The 16864-nt window shown below is 71.4% G+C and carries 18 protein-coding genes, 4 tRNA genes, 1 pseudogene and 1 CRISPR repeat array; of the genes and pseudogenes, 10 read left to right on the top strand and 13 right to left on the bottom strand.

Annotated features, from left to right (window positions below; genetic code table 11):
• Positions 1–151: 151 nt before the first annotated feature.
• Positions 152–568, top strand: a complete 417-nt coding sequence (locus ABD879_RS28395) for a site-specific integrase (RefSeq protein WP_345024726.1) — start codon at positions 152–154, stop codon at positions 566–568.
• Between the two features lie 44 nt (positions 569–612).
• The gene (locus ABD879_RS28390) at positions 613–921 is read left to right on the top strand and encodes a tyrosine-type recombinase/integrase (protein ID WP_345024725.1); all 309 of its coding nucleotides are present in this window, start codon (positions 613–615) and stop codon (positions 919–921) included.
• A 90-nt stretch (positions 922–1011) separates the two neighbouring features.
• Here ABD879_RS28390 and ABD879_RS28385 read toward each other — a convergent pair.
• Both ABD879_RS28385 and ABD879_RS28380 read right to left on the bottom strand, forming a co-directional pair.
• Positions 1012–1083 (bottom strand) — tRNA-Val (locus ABD879_RS28385).
• A 639-nt stretch (positions 1084–1722) separates the two neighbouring features.
• Positions 1723–2055: direct repeats of the CRISPR family, unit length 28 nt; unit sequence GGAGCATCCCCGCGTACGCGGGGCCGAC.
• Between the two features lie 304 nt (positions 2056–2359).
• A complete protein-coding gene (locus tag ABD879_RS28380; RefSeq protein WP_345024724.1) occupies positions 2360–2758 on the bottom strand; it encodes a PGPGW domain-containing protein in 399 nt (132 codons plus the stop codon).
• A 364-nt stretch (positions 2759–3122) separates the two neighbouring features.
• Here ABD879_RS28380 and ABD879_RS28375 point away from each other — a divergent pair, with 364 nt between their 5' ends.
• Positions 3123–3545, top strand: a complete 423-nt coding sequence (locus ABD879_RS28375) for an SsgA family sporulation/cell division regulator (RefSeq protein WP_345024723.1) — start codon at positions 3123–3125, stop codon at positions 3543–3545.
• Between the two features lie 3 nt (positions 3546–3548).
• Here ABD879_RS28375 and sthA read toward each other — a convergent pair whose 3' ends face one another.
• A complete protein-coding gene (gene sthA, locus ABD879_RS28370; protein WP_345024721.1) occupies positions 3549–4952 on the bottom strand; it encodes a Si-specific NAD(P)(+) transhydrogenase in 1404 nt (467 codons plus the stop codon).
• Positions 4953–5047: 95 nt separating this feature from the next.
• The gene (locus ABD879_RS28365; protein ID WP_345024719.1) at positions 5048–5716 is read right to left on the bottom strand and encodes a TetR/AcrR family transcriptional regulator; all 669 of its coding nucleotides are present in this window, start codon (positions 5714–5716) and stop codon (positions 5048–5050) included.
• A 257-nt stretch (positions 5717–5973) separates the two neighbouring features.
• On the opposite strand from ABD879_RS28365, the gene ABD879_RS28360 reads away from it, so the two are divergent.
• Positions 5974–6291, top strand: coding sequence for a DMT family transporter (locus ABD879_RS28360; protein WP_285493993.1), 318 nt, complete (start codon positions 5974–5976; stop codon positions 6289–6291).
• A gap of 93 nt (positions 6292–6384) precedes the next feature.
• A complete protein-coding gene (gene ppgK / locus ABD879_RS28355) occupies positions 6385–7209 on the top strand; it encodes a polyphosphate--glucose phosphotransferase (RefSeq protein ID WP_345024718.1) in 825 nt (274 codons plus the stop codon).
• Between the two features lie 240 nt (positions 7210–7449).
• On the opposite strand, the gene ABD879_RS28350 is transcribed toward ppgK, so the two are convergent.
• The 3 genes from ABD879_RS28350 to ABD879_RS28340 are packed head-to-tail and all read right to left on the bottom strand — an operon-like array spanning position 7450 to position 9972.
• Positions 7450–8262 (bottom strand): aminotransferase class IV, encoded by an 813-nt coding sequence (locus ABD879_RS28350; RefSeq protein ID WP_345024717.1) that lies wholly within the window; start codon positions 8260–8262, stop codon positions 7450–7452.
• Entirely contained in the window at positions 8237–9289 is a 1053-nt protein-coding gene (locus ABD879_RS28345; protein ID WP_345024716.1) for a chorismate-binding protein, read from the bottom strand. Before ABD879_RS28345 ends, ABD879_RS28350 begins: the two co-directional genes overlap by 26 nt.
• Positions 9286–9972, bottom strand: coding sequence for an ArsR/SmtB family transcription factor (locus ABD879_RS28340; RefSeq protein ID WP_345024715.1), 687 nt, complete (start codon positions 9970–9972; stop codon positions 9286–9288). The genes ABD879_RS28345 and ABD879_RS28340 overlap by 4 nt, the downstream gene beginning before the upstream one ends.
• Before the next feature lie 142 nt (positions 9973–10114).
• On the opposite strand from ABD879_RS28340, the gene ABD879_RS28335 reads away from it, so the two are divergent.
• From ABD879_RS28335 to ABD879_RS28325, 3 genes are all read left to right on the top strand, one after another.
• A tRNA-Gly gene (locus tag ABD879_RS28335) sits at positions 10115–10187 on the top strand.
• A 25-nt stretch (positions 10188–10212) separates the two neighbouring features.
• Positions 10213–10283: transfer RNA gene (locus tag ABD879_RS28330), tRNA-Cys, on the top strand.
• Positions 10284–10316: 33 nt separating this feature from the next.
• Positions 10317–10391, top strand: a tRNA-Val gene (locus tag ABD879_RS28325).
• Positions 10392–10502: 111 nt separating this feature from the next.
• Here ABD879_RS28325 and ABD879_RS28320 read toward each other — a convergent pair.
• Complete coding sequence (locus tag ABD879_RS28320; RefSeq protein ID WP_345024729.1) at positions 10503–10934, bottom strand: DUF6098 family protein; 432 nt, start codon at positions 10932–10934, stop codon at positions 10503–10505.
• Positions 10935–11229: 295 nt separating this feature from the next.
• Between ABD879_RS28320 and ABD879_RS28315 the strand changes: the two genes are divergently transcribed.
• On the top strand, positions 11230–11994 hold the full coding sequence (locus ABD879_RS28315; RefSeq protein ID WP_345024714.1) for an MFS transporter: 765 nt from the start codon (positions 11230–11232) through the stop codon (positions 11992–11994).
• A 122-nt stretch (positions 11995–12116) separates the two neighbouring features.
• On the opposite strand, the gene ABD879_RS28310 is transcribed toward ABD879_RS28315, so the two are convergent.
• Genes ABD879_RS28310 through ABD879_RS28300 form a run of 3 tightly spaced genes read right to left on the bottom strand, consistent with a single transcriptional unit; the run spans position 12117 to position 14618 of the window.
• Entirely contained in the window at positions 12117–12710 is a 594-nt protein-coding gene (locus ABD879_RS28310) for a TetR/AcrR family transcriptional regulator (protein WP_345024713.1), read from the bottom strand.
• A 46-nt stretch (positions 12711–12756) separates the two neighbouring features.
• Positions 12757–13491, bottom strand: a complete 735-nt coding sequence (locus tag ABD879_RS28305; protein ID WP_378268699.1) for an ABC transporter ATP-binding protein — start codon at positions 13489–13491, stop codon at positions 12757–12759.
• The gene (locus ABD879_RS28300; RefSeq protein ID WP_345024727.1) at positions 13488–14618 is read right to left on the bottom strand and encodes an ABC transporter permease; all 1131 of its coding nucleotides are present in this window, start codon (positions 14616–14618) and stop codon (positions 13488–13490) included. The genes ABD879_RS28305 and ABD879_RS28300 overlap by 4 nt, the downstream gene beginning before the upstream one ends.
• Here ABD879_RS28300 and ABD879_RS33055 point away from each other — a divergent pair.
• Positions 14527–15855 carry a type I-E CRISPR-associated protein Cas7/Cse4/CasC gene (locus tag ABD879_RS33055; RefSeq protein ID WP_425549663.1) on the top strand — a complete coding sequence of 443 codons (1329 nt, stop codon included), beginning with the start codon at positions 14527–14529 and terminating at the stop codon, positions 15853–15855. The two genes, ABD879_RS28300 and ABD879_RS33055, sit on opposite strands and share 92 nt — an antisense overlap.
• A 159-nt stretch (positions 15856–16014) precedes the next feature.
• Here the strand turns inward: ABD879_RS33055 and ABD879_RS28290 are convergent, their stop codons facing one another.
• Both ABD879_RS28290 and ABD879_RS33050 read right to left on the bottom strand, forming a co-directional pair.
• Positions 16015–16377, bottom strand: a complete 363-nt coding sequence (locus ABD879_RS28290; protein ID WP_345024711.1) for a hypothetical protein — start codon at positions 16375–16377, stop codon at positions 16015–16017.
• 9 nt (positions 16378–16386) lie between these two features.
• Positions 16387–16557, bottom strand: a pseudogene (locus ABD879_RS33050) (class I SAM-dependent methyltransferase); the annotation flags it as partial.
• Between the last annotated feature and the right edge of the window lie 307 nt (positions 16558–16864).

Genomic DNA, 16864 nt, shown 5'->3' with positions numbered 1-16864 from the left:
CGATGTCGTCACGCAGGCTCATGCGGCACATCCCATCGCAAGGCGAGCGACTGGTTCGGGCGTAGATGGTCACGGATGAGCGTCATCGCCGTCGTAGTCCCAAACAAGGTCGTCATCGACGGAGGTCTCCGCGCCGTTGGAGTCTTCCTCGGTGGCCTCGCAGCGGACTCGAGACAAGCTCAAACGCAACGTCGTCCTGCTGTGTGAGTTACCGAAAGGCAAACCCGGGCGGCCGTCCAAGTCGCTGACCCTCGCACAGGCCGGAGCGGTCCTCAAGGCCGCAGAGGACGCTCGGCCATGGCTTCGCGCGTACGTGGTGCTGTCGCTGCTCACAGGCGCTCGTACCGAGGAACTGCGCGGGCTCGCCTGGTCGCACGTCGTCGCCTACGACAGCGAGCACCAGGCGTGGCGGCCGGTCACGATCGCAGGATGGGCGCATGACGAGTTCGCGGTACACGTCTGGCGGTCAGTGCGCGCCGGCGGCGACGCCAAGACCGCCAACTCCCGCCGAACGCTCAAGCTCCCCGACGGTGCGTCTACGCCCTGGCATCGCTCTGGGACCACCTGAGCGCACAAGGGGCCGTCCCCTCCCCCACCGATGCGGACCGGCTGGTGTTCGCGACGCGGAACGGGACGCAGATGAGCGCGGGCAACGTCCGACGGGAGTTCCGGCGCGTGATCGCCCGCGCCGGACTGGCGCCCTCCGAGTGGACCCCGCGCGAGATGCGGCACACCTTCGTCTCGCTGCTGTCGGCCGATGGGATGCCCCTGGAGGACATCTCCCGCCTCGTGGGACACGAAGGGACGGCCGTCACAGAGACGGCCTACCGGCACCAGATCAGGCCCGTCATGGAAACGGGAGCGACCGCAATGGACCGCGTCTTCCCTGCCGACGATCAAGAGCCGTCGTCAGGCAGTTAGTCAGGCACCTGCACACGGACGCCGTCCAAACGCGCTGAGGGCCCGCTTCCGGAAGATCGAAAGTGGGCCCTCAGCTGGAGCTTTGCGGAGTGGGCGATACTGGGTTCGAACCAGTGACCTCTTCGGTGTGAACGAAGCGCTCTCCCACTGAGCTAATCGCCCCGGCGGTTCCGCCTTGCGGCGTTCCCGACGACGAAAAGACTAGCGCATCTTGGGGGTTGTTCGCGCACCGGAACGGAGATCGGCCGGGCGGACGAGGGCACGGGGATGCGCTCAGCGGGGGTGCACGAGCAGCGAAGTCCCTGGTCAGCCGGGGGGCGACGGAGCGCGAGAGAACCCGCTGAGCCCGGAAAGAAAGATCGTCAAGCGCCCTGTATGCGGACGCAGCAACGGATCCGGCGGGGCAGGTGCTGCACGCCGCGATGACCTCTCCGTGGTCTGCGTGGGCCTGTTCAGGTTGGTGGTGCGCCCGCTACCAGCTCATGGACCATGCGCCCGAGGGCCGACCGAGGCAGACATGCGGGCATTGCTGGACGAATACGCCCTCATGACGTCATTGACCTGTGCAGGTGACAAGGAGGTGGGGAGGGAGAGCAGGCGGGGCTCACGCGTGAACCCGGTACTGACGACACCGGCGTGCCAGCGATCATTGGCCAATGGCCAGGCGGAGACACAGACCACATGCGGAGGCCGGACGACGCGGACGCGGCGCCGGACGACCTGGGCCTGTCGGCGGTCAGCGGCCGCCAGGGGGCAGCGGCCGATGGCTAGTGGGTGGTATAGCAGACGGAGGTGCCCCAGGGAGCATCCCCGCGTACGCGGGGCCGACCACCCGACATCATCGCCGTCCGCCCCACTGCGGGGAGCATCCCCGCGTACGCGGGGCCGACCACACCGGCGCCGGGTCCTCCCGTATGGGCGGGGGAGCATCCCCGCGTACGCGGGGCCGACGGACAAAGCCAGGGCCTCGCCGAGCCGCCAGGAGGAGCATCCCCGCGTACGCGGGGCCGACTGCCAGGCCCGCATCGCCGGGTCCTGCCCCAGCGGAGCATCCCCGCGTACGCGGGGCCGACTCTCACCCTGCCCTCGCCGAGCGCCTCACGCGAGGAGCATCCCCGCGTACGCGGGGCCGACACTTGCTGACCTGCGAGTCTATAGCGGGGAAACCCAAATTTCATTCAGTTGGATTTACAAATGGACCATGCGTGGCGCCTAGCGGAGCGAGTGTGGCGGCGTCAGTGGTCAATGCGGGCAGGGGAGGCAGAGGCCGCATGTGCGGCGGGAGGGGCGGGGTGCATGTGAGGGGTAGCGCGGGCGCGGCTTTGGGGGGCTGGAGGGGGCACCGTGCTTTGGGGAGGGCACCCAGGGGCCGCATATGGGTGGAGGCGACGCCGGAGAGGGAAAGGGGGGTCAGCGGGGCCGGGAGGACGCTGGGAGGTTACTGCCAGGGGGTCAGGTCGTTGATGTTCCAGGGGAGGTTGAAGCCGTAGACCACCAGGTAGGCGATGACGGCCGCGCCGGCGAGGACGCCGCCGATGACCGCGAAAATGGTGTTGCGGCGTTTGGTGCGGGGGTCGAGCGCCTTCTCCTTGGCGCGTTCGGCGGCCTGGCGGGCGTGGTGCAGGGCGCGTTGGGCCCAGGCGAACTCCGTGGCCAGGATGGCAAGGCCGACGACGATGCCGAGGATGCCGGGTCCGGGGGTGATCATCATGACCAGGCCCCCGAGGAGGACCGTCGCCCCGACGGTGAAGACTCCGATGCGCCAGGTGGTGTGGAGCAGCGGGTTGCGGCGGATGAACGCCCGGAACCGGACGAAGCGCCCTGGCCTCTTCGCCACTCCCTCTACCGGCGGGGGCGGGACGTCCTTTTCCTGATTAATTGCCATCTTATTACCCTAGGACACGGTGACGGTCGTCTCGGGCCGCAGATCCGATTTCGGTATTCGTTAAGGCCCCTTCCATGGTCGCAGATCCGCCGACCGCACCGTCCGGGCACCGGCCCCAGGGCGTCATGATCCGCTTTTGCCCAGGTCAGAGGCTTGGCCACGGAGCGTGAGGTGAATCACAACCGGCTACGGGAACGGAATGTTCCCCTGCGCTCGCCCAGTTACGCGTCATAGATCGTGGGGATGTCCGTTGGTGGAGTGAACTCCGCCCGGGAACGCCCGCGTGCGAGCGGGACCGACGTCCGAAGGAATGGCCATGAACAGCAGTACCACCGTCTCGGCCGAGCTGGGCCTCCGACTCGTCGTCCCCGACCGCACGACCGTGCCCCTGCTGGCCGGGCTGGAGTACGCGGCCGACGACCCGTACGCCATCCGCATGGCCTTCCACGTCGGCGACGGCGACCCGGTGGAATGGATCTTCGCTCGGGAGCTGCTGACGGTGGGCATCGTGCGGCGGGCGGGCGACGGCGACGTGCAGGTGTGGCCGACCGGGCCGGACGAGGACGACGGCACACTGAACCTGGCGCTGTCCTCGCCGTTCGGGAACGCCCGGTTCGTGGTGCCCTTGTCCCCCTTGGCCGATTTCCTGCACCGCACCTACAAGGTGGTCCCGGCGGGGCGGGAGCCGGAGTTCATCGACATCGACGCCGAGCTGGAGAACCTGCTGTGGTCGTCGTGACGGTCACTGGCTGAGCCGGGCGATGTGCCGCATCTTGTTCATGGCGTCCAGCGCCGCCACCTTGTAGGACTCGGCCAGCGTCGGATAGTTGAACACCGCGTTGACCAGGTAGTCCACGGTTCCCCCGCAGCCCATGACGGTCTGCCCGATGTGCACCAGCTCGGTGGCCCCCGTGCCGAAGACGTGCACCCCCAGCAGCGACCGGTCCTCGGGCGAGACCAGCAGCTTGAGCATCCCGTAGGAGTCGCCGATGATCTGGCCGCGGGCCAGTTCCCGGTAGCGGGCGACGCCCACCTCGAACGGCACCTTGGCCTCGGTCAGCTCGTCCTCGGTGCGGCCGACGAAGCTGATCTCCGGGACGGTGTAGATCCCGATGGGCTGCAGCTCGTCCAGCCCGGACACCGGCTCCCCGCAGGCGTGGTGCGCGGCCAGCCGGCCCTGTTCCATGGACGTGGCGGCCAGCGAGGGGAATCCGATCACGTCGCCGACGGCGTAGATGTGCGGGACCTCGGTGCGGTAGTCGCCGTCCACCGTGATGCGGCCGCGGGCGTCGGCGGTCAGCCCGGCGGCCTCCAGGTTGAGGTCGTCGGTCATGCCGTGCCGGCCCGCCGAGTACATCACGGTGTCGGCGGGGATGCGCTTGCCGCTCTCCAGGACGGTGATCGCGCCGTCCCGGCGGCGTTCCACCGAGGCGACGCTCTCGCGGAACCGGAACGTCACGGCCAGGTCGCGCAGGTGGTACTTGAGCGCCTCGACGATCTCCAGGTCGCAGAACTCCAGCATCCGCTCGCGCCGCTCCACCACGGTGACCTTGGTGCCGAGCGCGGCGAACATCGAGGCGTACTCGATGCCGATCACCCCGGCGCCGACCACGACCATGGTCTCGGGGATGCGCTCCAGGCGGAGGATGCCGTCGGAGTCGATCACGGTGCGGTCGTCGAACTCGACGCTGTCGGGGCGGGCCGGGCGGGTGCCCGTGGCGATGACGATCCGGTCGGCGGTCACCTTGAGCTCGCGTCCGTCGCCGTCGCTCACCCCGACGGTGTGCGGGTCGAGGAAGCGGCCGGTGCCGGTCAGGACGGTGACGTGGTTGCGGGCCAGCTGGCTGCGGATCACGTCGACCTCGCGGCCGATGACGTGCCGGGTCCGCATGCCCAGGTCGGCGACCGTGATGTCCTCCTTGACCCGGTAGCTCTGGCCGTACAGCTCGCGTTGGTTGAGCCCGGTGAGGTAGAGGACCGCTTCGCGGAGGGTCTTGGACGGGATCGTCCCGGTGTTGATGCACACGCCGCCGAGCATGGCGCGCCGGTCGACGATCGCCACGCGCCGGCCCAGCTTGGCCGCGGCGATCGCGGCGCGCTGTCCTCCGGGGCCGGAGCCGAGCACCAGCAGATCGAAATCGCTCACGGCCCCAGTGTGGCGGGCCGCCGGGCGTCTCATAAGCCCTTTGCCGGGACGTTTCTGATCGTTTCGTGGGATGTCAGGGACGCGGCCGGGGCGGTTCAGGGCGCGGCCAGGCCCGCGACCAGGTCGTCCAGGCCCGCCTTGACGCGTTCCAGGCTCATGCCGCGGGTGCGGCGCTGGTGCCGCAACAGGTTGGCGGCCAGCGGGGCGAGCAGCGCGTCGGCGATGTAGGCGGCGTCGGCGGACGGGCGGACGCGTGCGATCAGCGTCTCCAGGTGCGTGCGGTACACCTCGTAGGAGCCGTCGTCGAACCGCGCGTCGGGCGAGTCGGCCTCGGCCATGACCAGCAGGTCCAGCTGCTCGTCGGTGCGGTCGGCCAGGGCGTGCAGGAAGGCCCGGACGCGGTCGAGGGGCTCGGCGCCGGGGCCGAGCGGCGGCGGGCCCTGCAGGAAGGCGGCCTGGAATCGGCGTTCGCGGTCGTCGAGGACCGCGTAGAGCAGCCCGGCCCGGTCGCCGAAACGCCGGTAGACGGTGCCGACCCCGACGCCCGCCGCCCGCGCCACCTCGTCCATCGACAGGGCACCGACCCCGCGTGCGGCGATCAGGTCGGCCGCGGCGGCGAGGATCCTGCGGCGGTTGCGGGCCGCGTCGGCGCGCTCGGCCCGCCCGCCGCGCGGCGTGCGCTCCGCGTCCGGGCCGAGCAGGGGCAGCGTGCGGCGACCGGGCGAGGGGGCGTCGCCCCGTCCCGGGGTGTCGGCGTCGCTCACCGGGCTTCCTCCTCTGCGCCTGCACTGCCCCTCGGACATTACCGGAAGACGCTCCACTTTCCGGGTTGTAAGCGGAAATTCCTCCGGATAGGGTGGCGGCGAGTTAAGCGGAGTTGTCTCCGGTTAATCGGAGGGCATGCCGGACCGACGGGACGGGCCGTGCCCGGGGTCCGGCCGTCGCCGCCGCCCCGCGGGCCGTTTCCGGAGGCGACCGGCCGTGCCCCGGCCCGGCGGACGTTTGCGAAGGAGGAGTTTGCGTGGCCTGGTTGCTGCTGGTCGTCGCGGCGGCGATGGAACTGGTCTGGGCGACCGCGCTCAAGCAGTCGGACGGCCTGACCCGGTTGTGGCCGAGCCTGGTGGCGCTGCCGGTCAGCCTGCTCAGCGTCGTGGTGCTGTCGGTGGCGCTGCGCGACCTGCCGGTCGGCACCGCCTACGCGGTGTGGGTGGGCCTCGGCGCGTTCGGCGTCGCGGTCGCCGGCATCGTCGCTCTGGGCGAGAGCGTCAGCCCGCAACGCCTGGTGTTCCTGGCGCTGATCCTCGTCGGCGTCATCGGCCTGCGGGCCGTCGACGGGTGAGGGGAACGCATCCTGGACGCTCCTTTAGCCGGGTGCGGCCTGGGCATGCTGTCAGCAGACCGTCGGCCGACCTACGGGAGCGGGGCTGGGGCCATGGGCACGCGACTGCTGGGCATCGACATCGGGGGCTCCGGTATCAAGGGCGCGCCCGTCGATCTGGAGCGGGGCGTGCTCGCCGCCGAACGGCTGCGCATCGAGACCCCGCAGCCGGCCGAACCGGAGCCGGTCGCGCGGGTGCTGGCCGAGATCGTCGGCCATTTCGGGTGGACGGGCCCGGTCGGCGTCACCTTCCCGGGCGTGGTGACCGACGGGGTGACGCTGTCGGCGGCCAACGTGTCCCGCAAGTGGCTGGGCCTGCAGGCGCGGGACCTGTTCGCCGCGGCGACCGGACGGGACGTGACGGTGGTCAACGACGCCGACGCCGCGGGCATCGCCGAGATGCGGCACGGCGCCGGGCGCGGCGCGGACGGCACGGTGGTGGTCTTGACGCTCGGCACCGGCATCGGCAGCGCGCTGTTCACGAACGGCGTGCTCGTGCCGAACACCGAGTTCGGCCACCTGGAGATCAACGGCAAGGAGGCCGAGTCGCGGGCGTCCGCCCGGGTCCGCGACGAGGAGGGGCTGAGCTGGGAGAAGTGGGCCCATCGGCTGTCGCGGTACCTGCGCCACCTGGAGGCGCTGCTCTCCCCCTCGCTGATCGTGCTGGGCGGCGGGGTGTCGAAGAAGTCCGGCAAGTTCGTGCCGCTGCTCAAGGGGGTGCGGGCGCCGGTCGTGCCCGCCGCGCTGGTGAACGACGCCGGGATCGTCGGCGCCGCGATGGCGGCCGCGGACGGTGCGGCCGCGGTGCGCCGCCGCGGCCGCCTGATCGACCAGCCCGCCGCCTTCCACACCGCCCGGGGCGATCACGCCGCGCCGTGAACCCGCGCATGGTGATCTCCTCTGGGGCGTAGCGGCAGGGGCCCGGGCCGTCGCCTCCCCGCAGGTCGGAGCCTGTCGCCCCTCAGATGACGGGGGCGCCGGGCGCGGCGGCGGCGACACCCCGCCCCCGCGCACCTGAGCGTCCGGCAAAGAGGGCGAGCCGGTGACAGGCTCGCCGGGCGCCGGAACACCTCGGACGGCGTGCCGAGCCGCCGGATCCGGCCCGTCTCCAGGGCCGCGTCACGGATCCATGAGCTCGGCGCTGCGCGCCGCGAACACCTCCATGACCTTCGCGGTGATCGGGCCCGGCGCGGCGGGCAGCTCGGTGCCGTCCACGGCGCGGATCGGCTGCACGTCGCGGGTGGTGGAGACCAGGAACGCCTCCTCGGCCCGGTACAGGTCCTCCAGCGGGACGTCCTCCTCCTCGGCGCCGTGCCACTCCAGCACCAGCGCCCGCGTCACCCCCGCCAGGCAGCCCGCCGACAGCGGCGGGGTGAGCAGCCGCCCGCCGCGCACCAGGAAGACGTTGGTGCCGGTGCCCTCGCACAGGTTCCCGGCGGTGTTGCCGAAGATCGCCTCACCGGCGCCGCGCTCCTTGGCGTACGCCAGGGCCATCGCGTTCTCCGCGTACGAGGTGGTCTTGAGGCCGGACAGGGCGCCCCGCTCGTTGCGCGGCCACGGCACCACCGTGACGTCCGCCGTCGCCGGGAACGGCTGCTGCGGGCCCACGGCGACCACCGCGGTCACCCCCTGGGAGCCGCGGTCGGACCCCAGCGGCCCCGGCCCGCTGGTGTAGGTGATGCGGATCCGCGCCAGCGGCCACTTCGGCGCGGCGTTGAGCACCTCCAGCGTGGCCTGCGCGAGCATGTCCTGGTCGGGCTCGGGCAGGCCCAGTCCGGCCGCCGAGCGGGCCAGCCGCCGCAGGTGCCGGGTCAGCGCGAACGGCTCCCCCCGGGTCGCCTTGACCGTCTCGAACACCCCGTCCCCGACCAGCACGCCGTGGTCGAAGACCGACAGGCGCGCCTGGTCAGGCTCGAGCAGTTCCCCGTTCACCCAGACCTTCGCCTGCTCGTTCGCCTGGCCTGTCGCTCGCTCCGCGGACACCGGAAGCCACCTCCAACAGCCGAGCCGCCTTCAGCTCGGTCTCCTGCCATTCACGTCGTGGATCGGACTCCCAGGTGATTCCCGCCCCGGTGCCGAAACGCAGATGCCCGTCCTCCGCCCAGAAGGTCCGGATGCCCACCGCCAGAGCCCCGCGCCGAGAGTCCGCGTCCACCCAGCCGACGGCCCCACAGTACGGGCCGCGGGGCACGGGTTCGAGCGCATCCAGCAAGCTCAGCGCACTCGACTTGGGCGCACCCGTCACCGAACCGGGAGGAAAGGTGGCCTTCAGCAATTCCGGCCACCCCTGCCCCGGCGCCAGCCGGGCCCGCACCGTCGACACCAGATGCACCAGCCCCGGATGCTCCTCGACGACGCACAGCTCCGGGACGGACACGCCGCCGGTCTCCGCCACCCGCCCCAGGTCGTTGCGGACCAGATCGACGATCATGACGTTCTCGGCCCGGTCCTTGGGCAGCAGATCGGCCTCCGTGCGCCCGGTGCCCTTGATCGGCCGCGACTCGACGACCCGCCCGTCCCGGGACAGGTACAGCTCCGGCGACGCGCTCGCCACCTGCAATCCGGGCACCCTGAGCGTCATCGCGTACGGGGCCGGATTGCCCCTGGCCAGCCGCATGCCCAGGCCCGCGATGTCGGCGTCGGCCCGCAGCGGCGCCGACAGGACCCGGCACAGGTTGGCCTGGTAGACGACACCGTCGGCGATGGCCTCGCGGATCGCCTGCACCCCGCGCACGTAGGCGTCCTCGTCCATCGACGACGCCCACCCCCGTGCGCCCTCCCAGGCTCCCCGCGGGTGGGGCGCGGGCCGCACGGTGTCGAACCGCGCACAAGTGACCTTCCCCTCGTAGGTGACGACGACCGCCCACCACCCGCGCGACTCCAGCGCGTAGGGGTCGCTGGTCACGTCCCGCAGCCCGGTGGCCAGCATCCCGCCGGCGTATGCGAACGGCTCGGTCACAGCACGACCCCGAACACGTCCGCCAGCCCGCTGCGCCCCTGCCGGGTGATCTCCAGCGCGCGCCGCGTCCGGCCCCGTTCGAACCAGCCCAGCTCGATCATCCGCGCGAGCAGCGCCGCGCCCAGGGCGCCGTTGAGGTGCGGGCGCCGCTCCGTCCAGTCCAGGCAGTGCCCGGCGAACTTCCTGCGCCGCCTCCTGATCCCGGCGACGTCCAGCTCCATGATCTCCAGGCGCTCCTTCCCCTTGGCGGTGACCTCGTAGACGCCGTCGCCCTCGATCAGGCCGCCGTCCACCAGCGCGGCGAACAGCGCCACCCCGGCCGCCCCGGCCAGATGGTCGTAGCACGACCTCGCCATGCGCAGGCGCCGCGCGTCCCTGGACTGGCGGAGGCTTCGGGCCCCGAGGGGCGGGCTGATCCGGCTCAAAGCCTCCACCACCTGCGCGACGTCGCCGCCGCCGAGGCGGTAGTACCGGTGCCTGCCCTGCTTGACCACCGTCACCAGACCGCCGTCCAGCAGCCTGGCCAGATGCGCGCTGGCGGTCTGCGCGCTGACTCCCGCCACCCGCGCCAGCTCCCCCGCCGCCAGCGGCCGCCCGTCCAGCAGGGCGGTCATCATCGCCGCGCGGCCCCGGTCGGCCAGCAGCGCCGCGACGGGGGCGATGTCGCTGTCGTAAACGGACATGTCCCCACGCTATGCCCACCACGCTTCCACGCAGGTCGAAGCGTCGCCGTGCGCTCCGGCGTATTCCAGTTTGGGGAAGCGGGCCGAACACGCTAATGTTTTCCTCGTCGCCGCGAGGGGCGGAAGCCCCGAAGCGAGACAGGCGGAAGTGGCTCAGTTGGTAGAGCATCACCTTGCCAAGGTGAGGGTCGCGGGTTCGAATCCCGTCTTCCGCTCTGGGAGGCCACCAGGTCTCGTTCTGGTGGAGTGGCCGAGAGGCGAGGCAACGGCCTGCAAAGCCGTGTACACGGGTTCAAATCCCGTCTCCACCTCAGGCGCCGTACTTCCCCAGGAAGCACGGTCCCGGGCGATTAGCTCAGTGGGAGAGCGCTACCTTGACACGGTAGAGGTCACTGGTTCAATCCCAGTATCGCCCACCATCCCACCCGGGCCGGGTATCCGATCCGTCCCGGGCTTTCTGTTCTCCGGCCGCACCCTCCCCCAGCACCCGGCATCCCGCCGCACCACCTCGGCCCGTCCGCTGCCGCCGCCTAGGTGTCGCTGGGGCGCCGCATCGGTCCCCACCTGCCCTTCTGTTCGGCGACGACGCGTTCCGCGGCGCGCAGCGCGGACTCGTCGATCCAGGCCACGGGGCGGACGCAGCGCACCAGCGGCTCGTTGTCGGGGCCGCGCCCCAGCTCCTCCCCCACCAGGATCCACGGCCTCACCCCGGGCCCCTTCTCGTGCCTGAGGTGCGAGTAGTCGTACAGCCTCCGGGCCACCCACACCACGAGCGGGCGCGGCGCCCACCACTGTTCGACCGCGAGGGGGTTGGCCGACAGGCCCGGCATCTTCACGCCGGTCAGTTCGTCGCGACTGCTTCCCCCGGCGTCCAGCTCGGGGCCGCGCGACCACCGGACGAACAGCCGATCGTCCTTCTCGACCAGCCTCGCCAGCTCGTCCAGGCTGGTCACGGCGGGCATCTCCTCCACCGGCCCTGGCCTACCCAATGCCCGCCGATCTCTGCCACTTCACCGCGGAAACGGCCGACGAACGGCCATCCGCGTCCGCCTCGAAGCCCCGACCGACCGCACCACCAACAAACCAAAAGCAGGCACACTGCCGACAGGAGCTTTCGGAGCAGCCGCCCCCAGGGCCGACCACCCCGTGATATTGATCACCTACATTCGGTGTCAGCCCCCGTCGAGTCGCCACACCACGACCGCGTCGCGGTCACCATGACGTGGCGGTCGTCACAACGACGCGCTTCTCACTCCCTTGCCGAGCCTCGACCGAACGCACCACCAGCAAGCCGACAGCCCACAAGCCATCGCAGAGCGACCCCCACAAGGCCAGCCACCCAGCCGCATCGATCACCCGGCACCCGACGTCAAAGCACCCGACAAGCCACCGCACCACAACGCATCGCGGCCTCCCCGCAGTCTCGCCCAGCTGCCGATCGCGCTCGCCATCACCGCAGACGGCCTGCTCGCACCCCGCCTCGCCGCGATCGTCGGCATCCGGCCGGCGCTGGCGGCCGCGCTCGCGCCCCTGACCGCGGGCCTCCTGTGGCTGGCACCGGCCCGGACCGGACTCGGGCCCGCAGGGCTGGCCGTCCTGTTCCTGCTGGTCGGCGCCGGAATCGGACTGAGCTTCGGCTACGTCACCGCGCTCGCCGCGGCGGACGCACGGCCCGGCGAGAGCGGCCTGCTCGGCGGCCTGGTCAACACCGCCCGCCAGATGGGCGGCGCGCTCGGCCTGGCCGCCCTGGTCGCCGTCGCCGCCTCCGCCACCGGAGAACCGGACCTCACGGCCGCGTTCCGCGCCACCGCGGCACTGGCCGCGATCGCGCCGCTGGCCTCCCTGCCCCCCACCTGCACACCCCCGACCCGGCGTCCTCCGCGCCGCCTGATCATCGACCTGGAACCTCACTCGTACTCAGCGAGACGCGCACCACCTCCAGCCTCAGCACGCTCGGCAAGGTGCTGTACCTCCAGGTCGGCCGGACCGACAACGGCCCAAGAAATCTTCAACCTCCCCTAACCGCCCGACTCTCCAAGGGGGACGCCGTTCCCGCAACGCCGTCCCCTGCCGCGTTCGGTGTGTGTCCACGGGGGCGACAGCCTCAGTAACGCCACCGGCACGCCGTCGACGTGGGACGGCCGTCACGTCGGACGCGTCGGTGCGGAGTTCAGGTAGGGGGCGAGCAGTTCGCGGGCGAGGCGGCGGGCCGCGCGTTCGGCCAGGCCGTCCTCGATCATCTGGCTCAGGCTGTAGACGAGGGACTGGATGAGTTCGGCGGTCCGGTCGGGGTCGTACGCGCCGTGGTCGGCCAGGGCCGCGCGGAGCGGCGTCTGGAGTTCGTCATGGAGGAGGCGGCTTGAGTTGGCGAGTGCGTCGGTGCGGCCGGTTGCCGCGAGGGCGCGGGCCAGCGCGTGGTCTCCGCGGGCGACGAGGCGGAGGTTGGCGTTGACGTAGGCCAGGACACGGTCGCCGGGGGTCCTGGCCTTGCCCATCTGCTGCCGGACGTACGCCGACCAGCGGGGGAAGGTGTCGACGATGAGGGCGTCGAGCAGATCGTCGCGGGACTTGAAGTAGGCGTACACGCTGGAGCGGGCGAGCCCGGCCCGGCGGGCGACCGCCGCCAGGCTGGGGGCTCGCTCGGTCTCCTCGGAGAGCAGGGCACGGGCGGCGTCGAGCAGGGCCGCCCGCTGCGCGGCCCGATGTTCGGCGACGGTCGGCGCCTGGATCTTCGGCACACTGCCCCCTCTCTCTCACCGGCCGCGGCGCTGGCAGGACCGCCCGTCAGCCGAGTGCGGCCAGCCGCCCGTCGATCATCTCGTACACGGTGTCACAGTGTTCGAGGACGTCGTGGTCATGGGTCACCATGACGGCCGCCACGTCGTGCTGCCGGGCTTCGCGGGCGAGCAGCCGGACGATGTCGTGGCTGCGTGCCCGGTCCAGGGCGGCGGTGGGCTCGTCGACGAGCAGCACGCTCGGCCCGGTCGCCAGGGCCCGGGCGATGCCGACCCGCTGCCGCTCCCCGCCGGACATCTGATGCGGGTACCGGTCGGCCTTGTCCGCCATCCCCACGTCCTCCAGCAGCGCGAGCGCGGCGCGGCCGGAACGCTCGCGGCGCGGCCGGAACCGCAGCGGCAGCCGGAGCTGGTCGAGGGCGGTGAGCGCCGGGATCAGGTTGCCGGACTGGAAGACGAACCCGATGTGCTCGCGCCGCAGCTTCGCCCTGGTCCTGGCACTGGCGGCCGTGATGTCGGTCCCGGCGACCGTGACCGTGCCCCGGTCCGGGCGGGCGAGGCCGCCGGCCACCGCGAGCAGGCTCGACTTGCCGGCGCCGGAGGGGCCGACGATCGCGGCCAGCTCGCCGGGGCGCACGACGAGGTCGACGTTGTCGAGGGCCTGCACGGTCTCGGTGCCGTCGCCGTGCTGGAGGCAGACCCCCTCCATGTGCAGTCCCGGACGGTCGGGCGCGCCGGTGGCGCCTTCCTGCGCTTCGGCGGCGGGCGTGGTCTGGTCGGTCATCGGTTTCCTCCGAGGGCGGTGGCCGGATCGATGGACGCGATCCGGACTACGGCGGTCCCGGCGCCGACGAGCCCGAGCAGGACGAGCCCCACGGCGGCGGTGGTGACACTGGGCGCGCTGAGTGCGAACGGCGCGCCGCCCCCGGTGATGAGCGAACCGAGGCCGACACCGATCCCCGCACCGACCGCGACGGAGGCCAGCAGCACGATGAACGCCTGGGCGAGTGCGTCGCGTAGCAGCCACCCTCTGGACGCCCCCATGGCGCGCAGCACGGCGACCTCATGCTTGCGCTGGATCGTCCAGACCGCGAAGAACGCCCCGACGACCAGCGCGGAGATGACGTACAGGAATCCCTGGATGAGCTGGAGCGTGGACGTCTCGGCCGTATAGCCGGGCGAGGCTCCGAAGGACTCCTTCAGGGTGAGGCTCTCGGTGCCGGCGGCGGCGTCTCCGGCGGCCAGGTCGACGGTGGCGCCGGGCTTGGCGCGCACCGCCACGGCGGTGATGTCCTGAGTGGCGCGCGGGGGCACGGGGTCGCCCGGCGCCACCCCGGCCTTGATGAGCTGCCAGGTCCGCAGGGGCACATAGGCCACGTCGACGTGGCCGAAGGTGTCCTGCCCCGCGGTGGCGCCCACGACCCGCAGCTTCGTCCCGAGCCGGTCGACCGTGATGGTGTCGCCGATGTGCAGGCCGGCGTCCAGGGCCGTGCCGCTGACGACGATGCCGTCCGCGCCGCTCAGCCGCGAACCCTTGCTCACCTCGGGCGAGAGGAACGACTCCGGCGCCACCCCGAACAGCGCGAGGTCGATGTCCACGCCCCGGTCGCTCTTGGCGTTGATGAGCGTGTTGCCGTAGGGGGCCGCCTCCGCCACACCCGGCCGGCCACGCCAGACGTCCACGGCGGACATCCCCACCACGCTCCGGGAGAAGGCGGAGTCGTGCTGGACGCCGCGCTCGAACGCGAACGAGGTGACCGGCAGGTTCTGCAGCCCGGACACCCCGTCCCTGACCAGCCCCACCGACAACCCGGACAACATGACCATAAGGACCGCGATCAACCCCACGACGGCCCCCATCAGCCCGAACCGGACCTTGGCGAACCGCAGCTCACGAATGGCGAGGAACATCAGCCCCACACCCGCTTCTTTATCGACAGCATGTCGGCAAGATATCAACACGATGTCGTCAACTTGGCCTCGGGTGCCGCGACCACCTCAACGCGCCCTGCCTGGTGAGCTCGTCGGCCCCGCGCGGATGATCCGACGCCGCCCCTCCCTCGAACCGGCTCGTCGCGGTCCTGGACCCGCGCGTCCGGACGGGACCGGCCGATGCCGCCTCCATCCAAGCCGCCAGGCTCCATGCCCGCGGAATCCTCCGGGGCCCGGGCCGCGTCCGCGGGCCGATGGCCGTCCGGTCGCGTCCCCGGCGCCCGGCCCTGCTCGCCGCCGTCGCCGTGCTCGCGGTGACGGTTCGCAGGCGTGGAAGCGGGCAACGCGAATCGAGTTCGACAAGGACCTGCCCGAGGAAAAGCAGTCCACCCGCACCAAGCAGCTCGCCAAGCAGCTCGCAGGGCGTCCGGAGTCCCGCCTCAGCCTGACCACTGAACAGGCGCACCGCCTGGCCGGTGCCCTGCTGAAACCGCTGGGAATCACCGCGGGACGCCGGGCCGGGGACACCGCCTACCTGCTCTACTGCGGTTACGGCCAGCTCGACGCGATCGTCGACCTGGTCGCCGGCCAGGCCGAGCAGCTCACCGATCTCGACGATGAGGCGTTGCAGGAGACCGCGAACGGCTTGCAGGTCGCCGAGGAGCTGAAGAGGGCCCACCCGATGGGCGTCGCGTTGTTCGGCCGGACGGTCGCCGACATCCCCGGCCTCGACGCCGCCGCCCAGGTGGCCCACGCCCTGTCCACCCATCAGGTGGTGCAGGAGTCGGACTATTACACCGCCGTCGACGCCGCCAACGAGCAGGACGAGACCGGCGCCGGAATGATCGGAAGGATCGGGTTCGACTCCGCGCCCCTCTACCGGTACGCGGTCGTGGGTATGCATCAGCTGGCCGAGAACCTCGGTGACGGCGACCAGGCTGGGCCGGGTGCGATGGGCGAAGGAGGGACCGGGCAGCGCTTTGTCAAGCGCGTCCATGGCATCCGGGAGCGACGGAGTTGGTTCGGGCACGGCTCGTTGGGTCAGCAGGCGAATGATGGCGGCGCGTCACGAAGTCGGGGATGGTTACGCCTGTGGTGGTGCGGTAGGGGCGGTCAAGCCGGGCTCGGTGCAGTTCGTTCTTGTGGGCGATGCGGTGTAGGTCGCCCAAGGGATAGGCGAGTGTCGGAAGGTCCTGGGGGGCGTGGACTTCGGTGATGTGCTCGAACTCCAGCGTGTGGGGGCGTGCCGCGAGCAGCTCAGGGACGGGTGCGCCCAGGCTGGCGAGCCAGGCGTGATGTGCGGCGGCGGTGCGGCATGTCGCCCTTCCCTCTGGGCTGTCGGGGTAGTGCTTGGTCCAGCGTCGGTGGTAGGCCGTCATGACGGCTGCCTGGCGATGACGTAGGTGACGGTGGACGTAGTGGTCAGGGGGCCGTTGCCTCGGCGCCGTCGCAGCTGGTCGGCCAGTTCTGCTGGGGCGATGTCCAGCGGCGGGGGCAGCTGGTACTTGGGTACGGTGATCAAGTAGTCGGCCTGGTGCGCCGCGTCCCCGAAGCGGAAGGCGTGCTGGTCGTGAAAGACGGCTTCAACCGTTAGCACATCGCTGGCCAGTGCGGGGAGGCGATCACTGTCTGCAATGGCGGACAGGCTCGGGCGTGCGGTGGCGCCGGGATCCAGGCCCGTGGCGGTGAGGAGGTGGTCAAGCTGGTGATAGCTGTCGGCGGACTTGGTGACCAGCACCGTGACACCGCCGGGGCGCAGGCAGCGGGCGATCCCGGTCAGGACATGTGCGGGGGACGGCGCGTGGTACAGGCTGAAGACCGCGGTGACGGCGTCACAGGAGGTCGTAGCCGGGGGCAGGGAATGGACATCGGGGGGAAGCGCTGAGCTATGGCGCGAGTGGGGTGCCCGGTGTCGCAGCCGAGGTCGGCGATGAGCGGTGCCGGTTGATCGTTCAGATACGGAGAGCAGCGGGTGAGCAGGTCGGCGACCATGTTCCCGACGTGGGCCCCGCGGATCTCAACGGTCAGCAGGGCGTTGCTGCGCCGCTGGACACGGACGCGGTCGGCGTACAGGGCAGCCACTGCCTGAGGATTGGTGAACGGGTTGCTGCCGTTCGAAGACGTAGGTGGCATGGTCACCACCGCCCGTGCACGTCGGAGGAGAGGCGGGCTAGGTGTACTGACCATGGACGTTGGTGACGGCGACACGGCTGGATGATCTTGAA

It is taken from the genome of Actinomadura keratinilytica (assembly GCF_039539665.1).
GTDB lineage: Bacteria > Actinomycetota > Actinomycetes > Streptosporangiales > Streptosporangiaceae > Spirillospora > Spirillospora keratinilytica.
The sequence above is the reverse complement of the archived record's forward strand: the minus strand, read 5'-3'. Positions and strand labels throughout refer to the sequence as shown.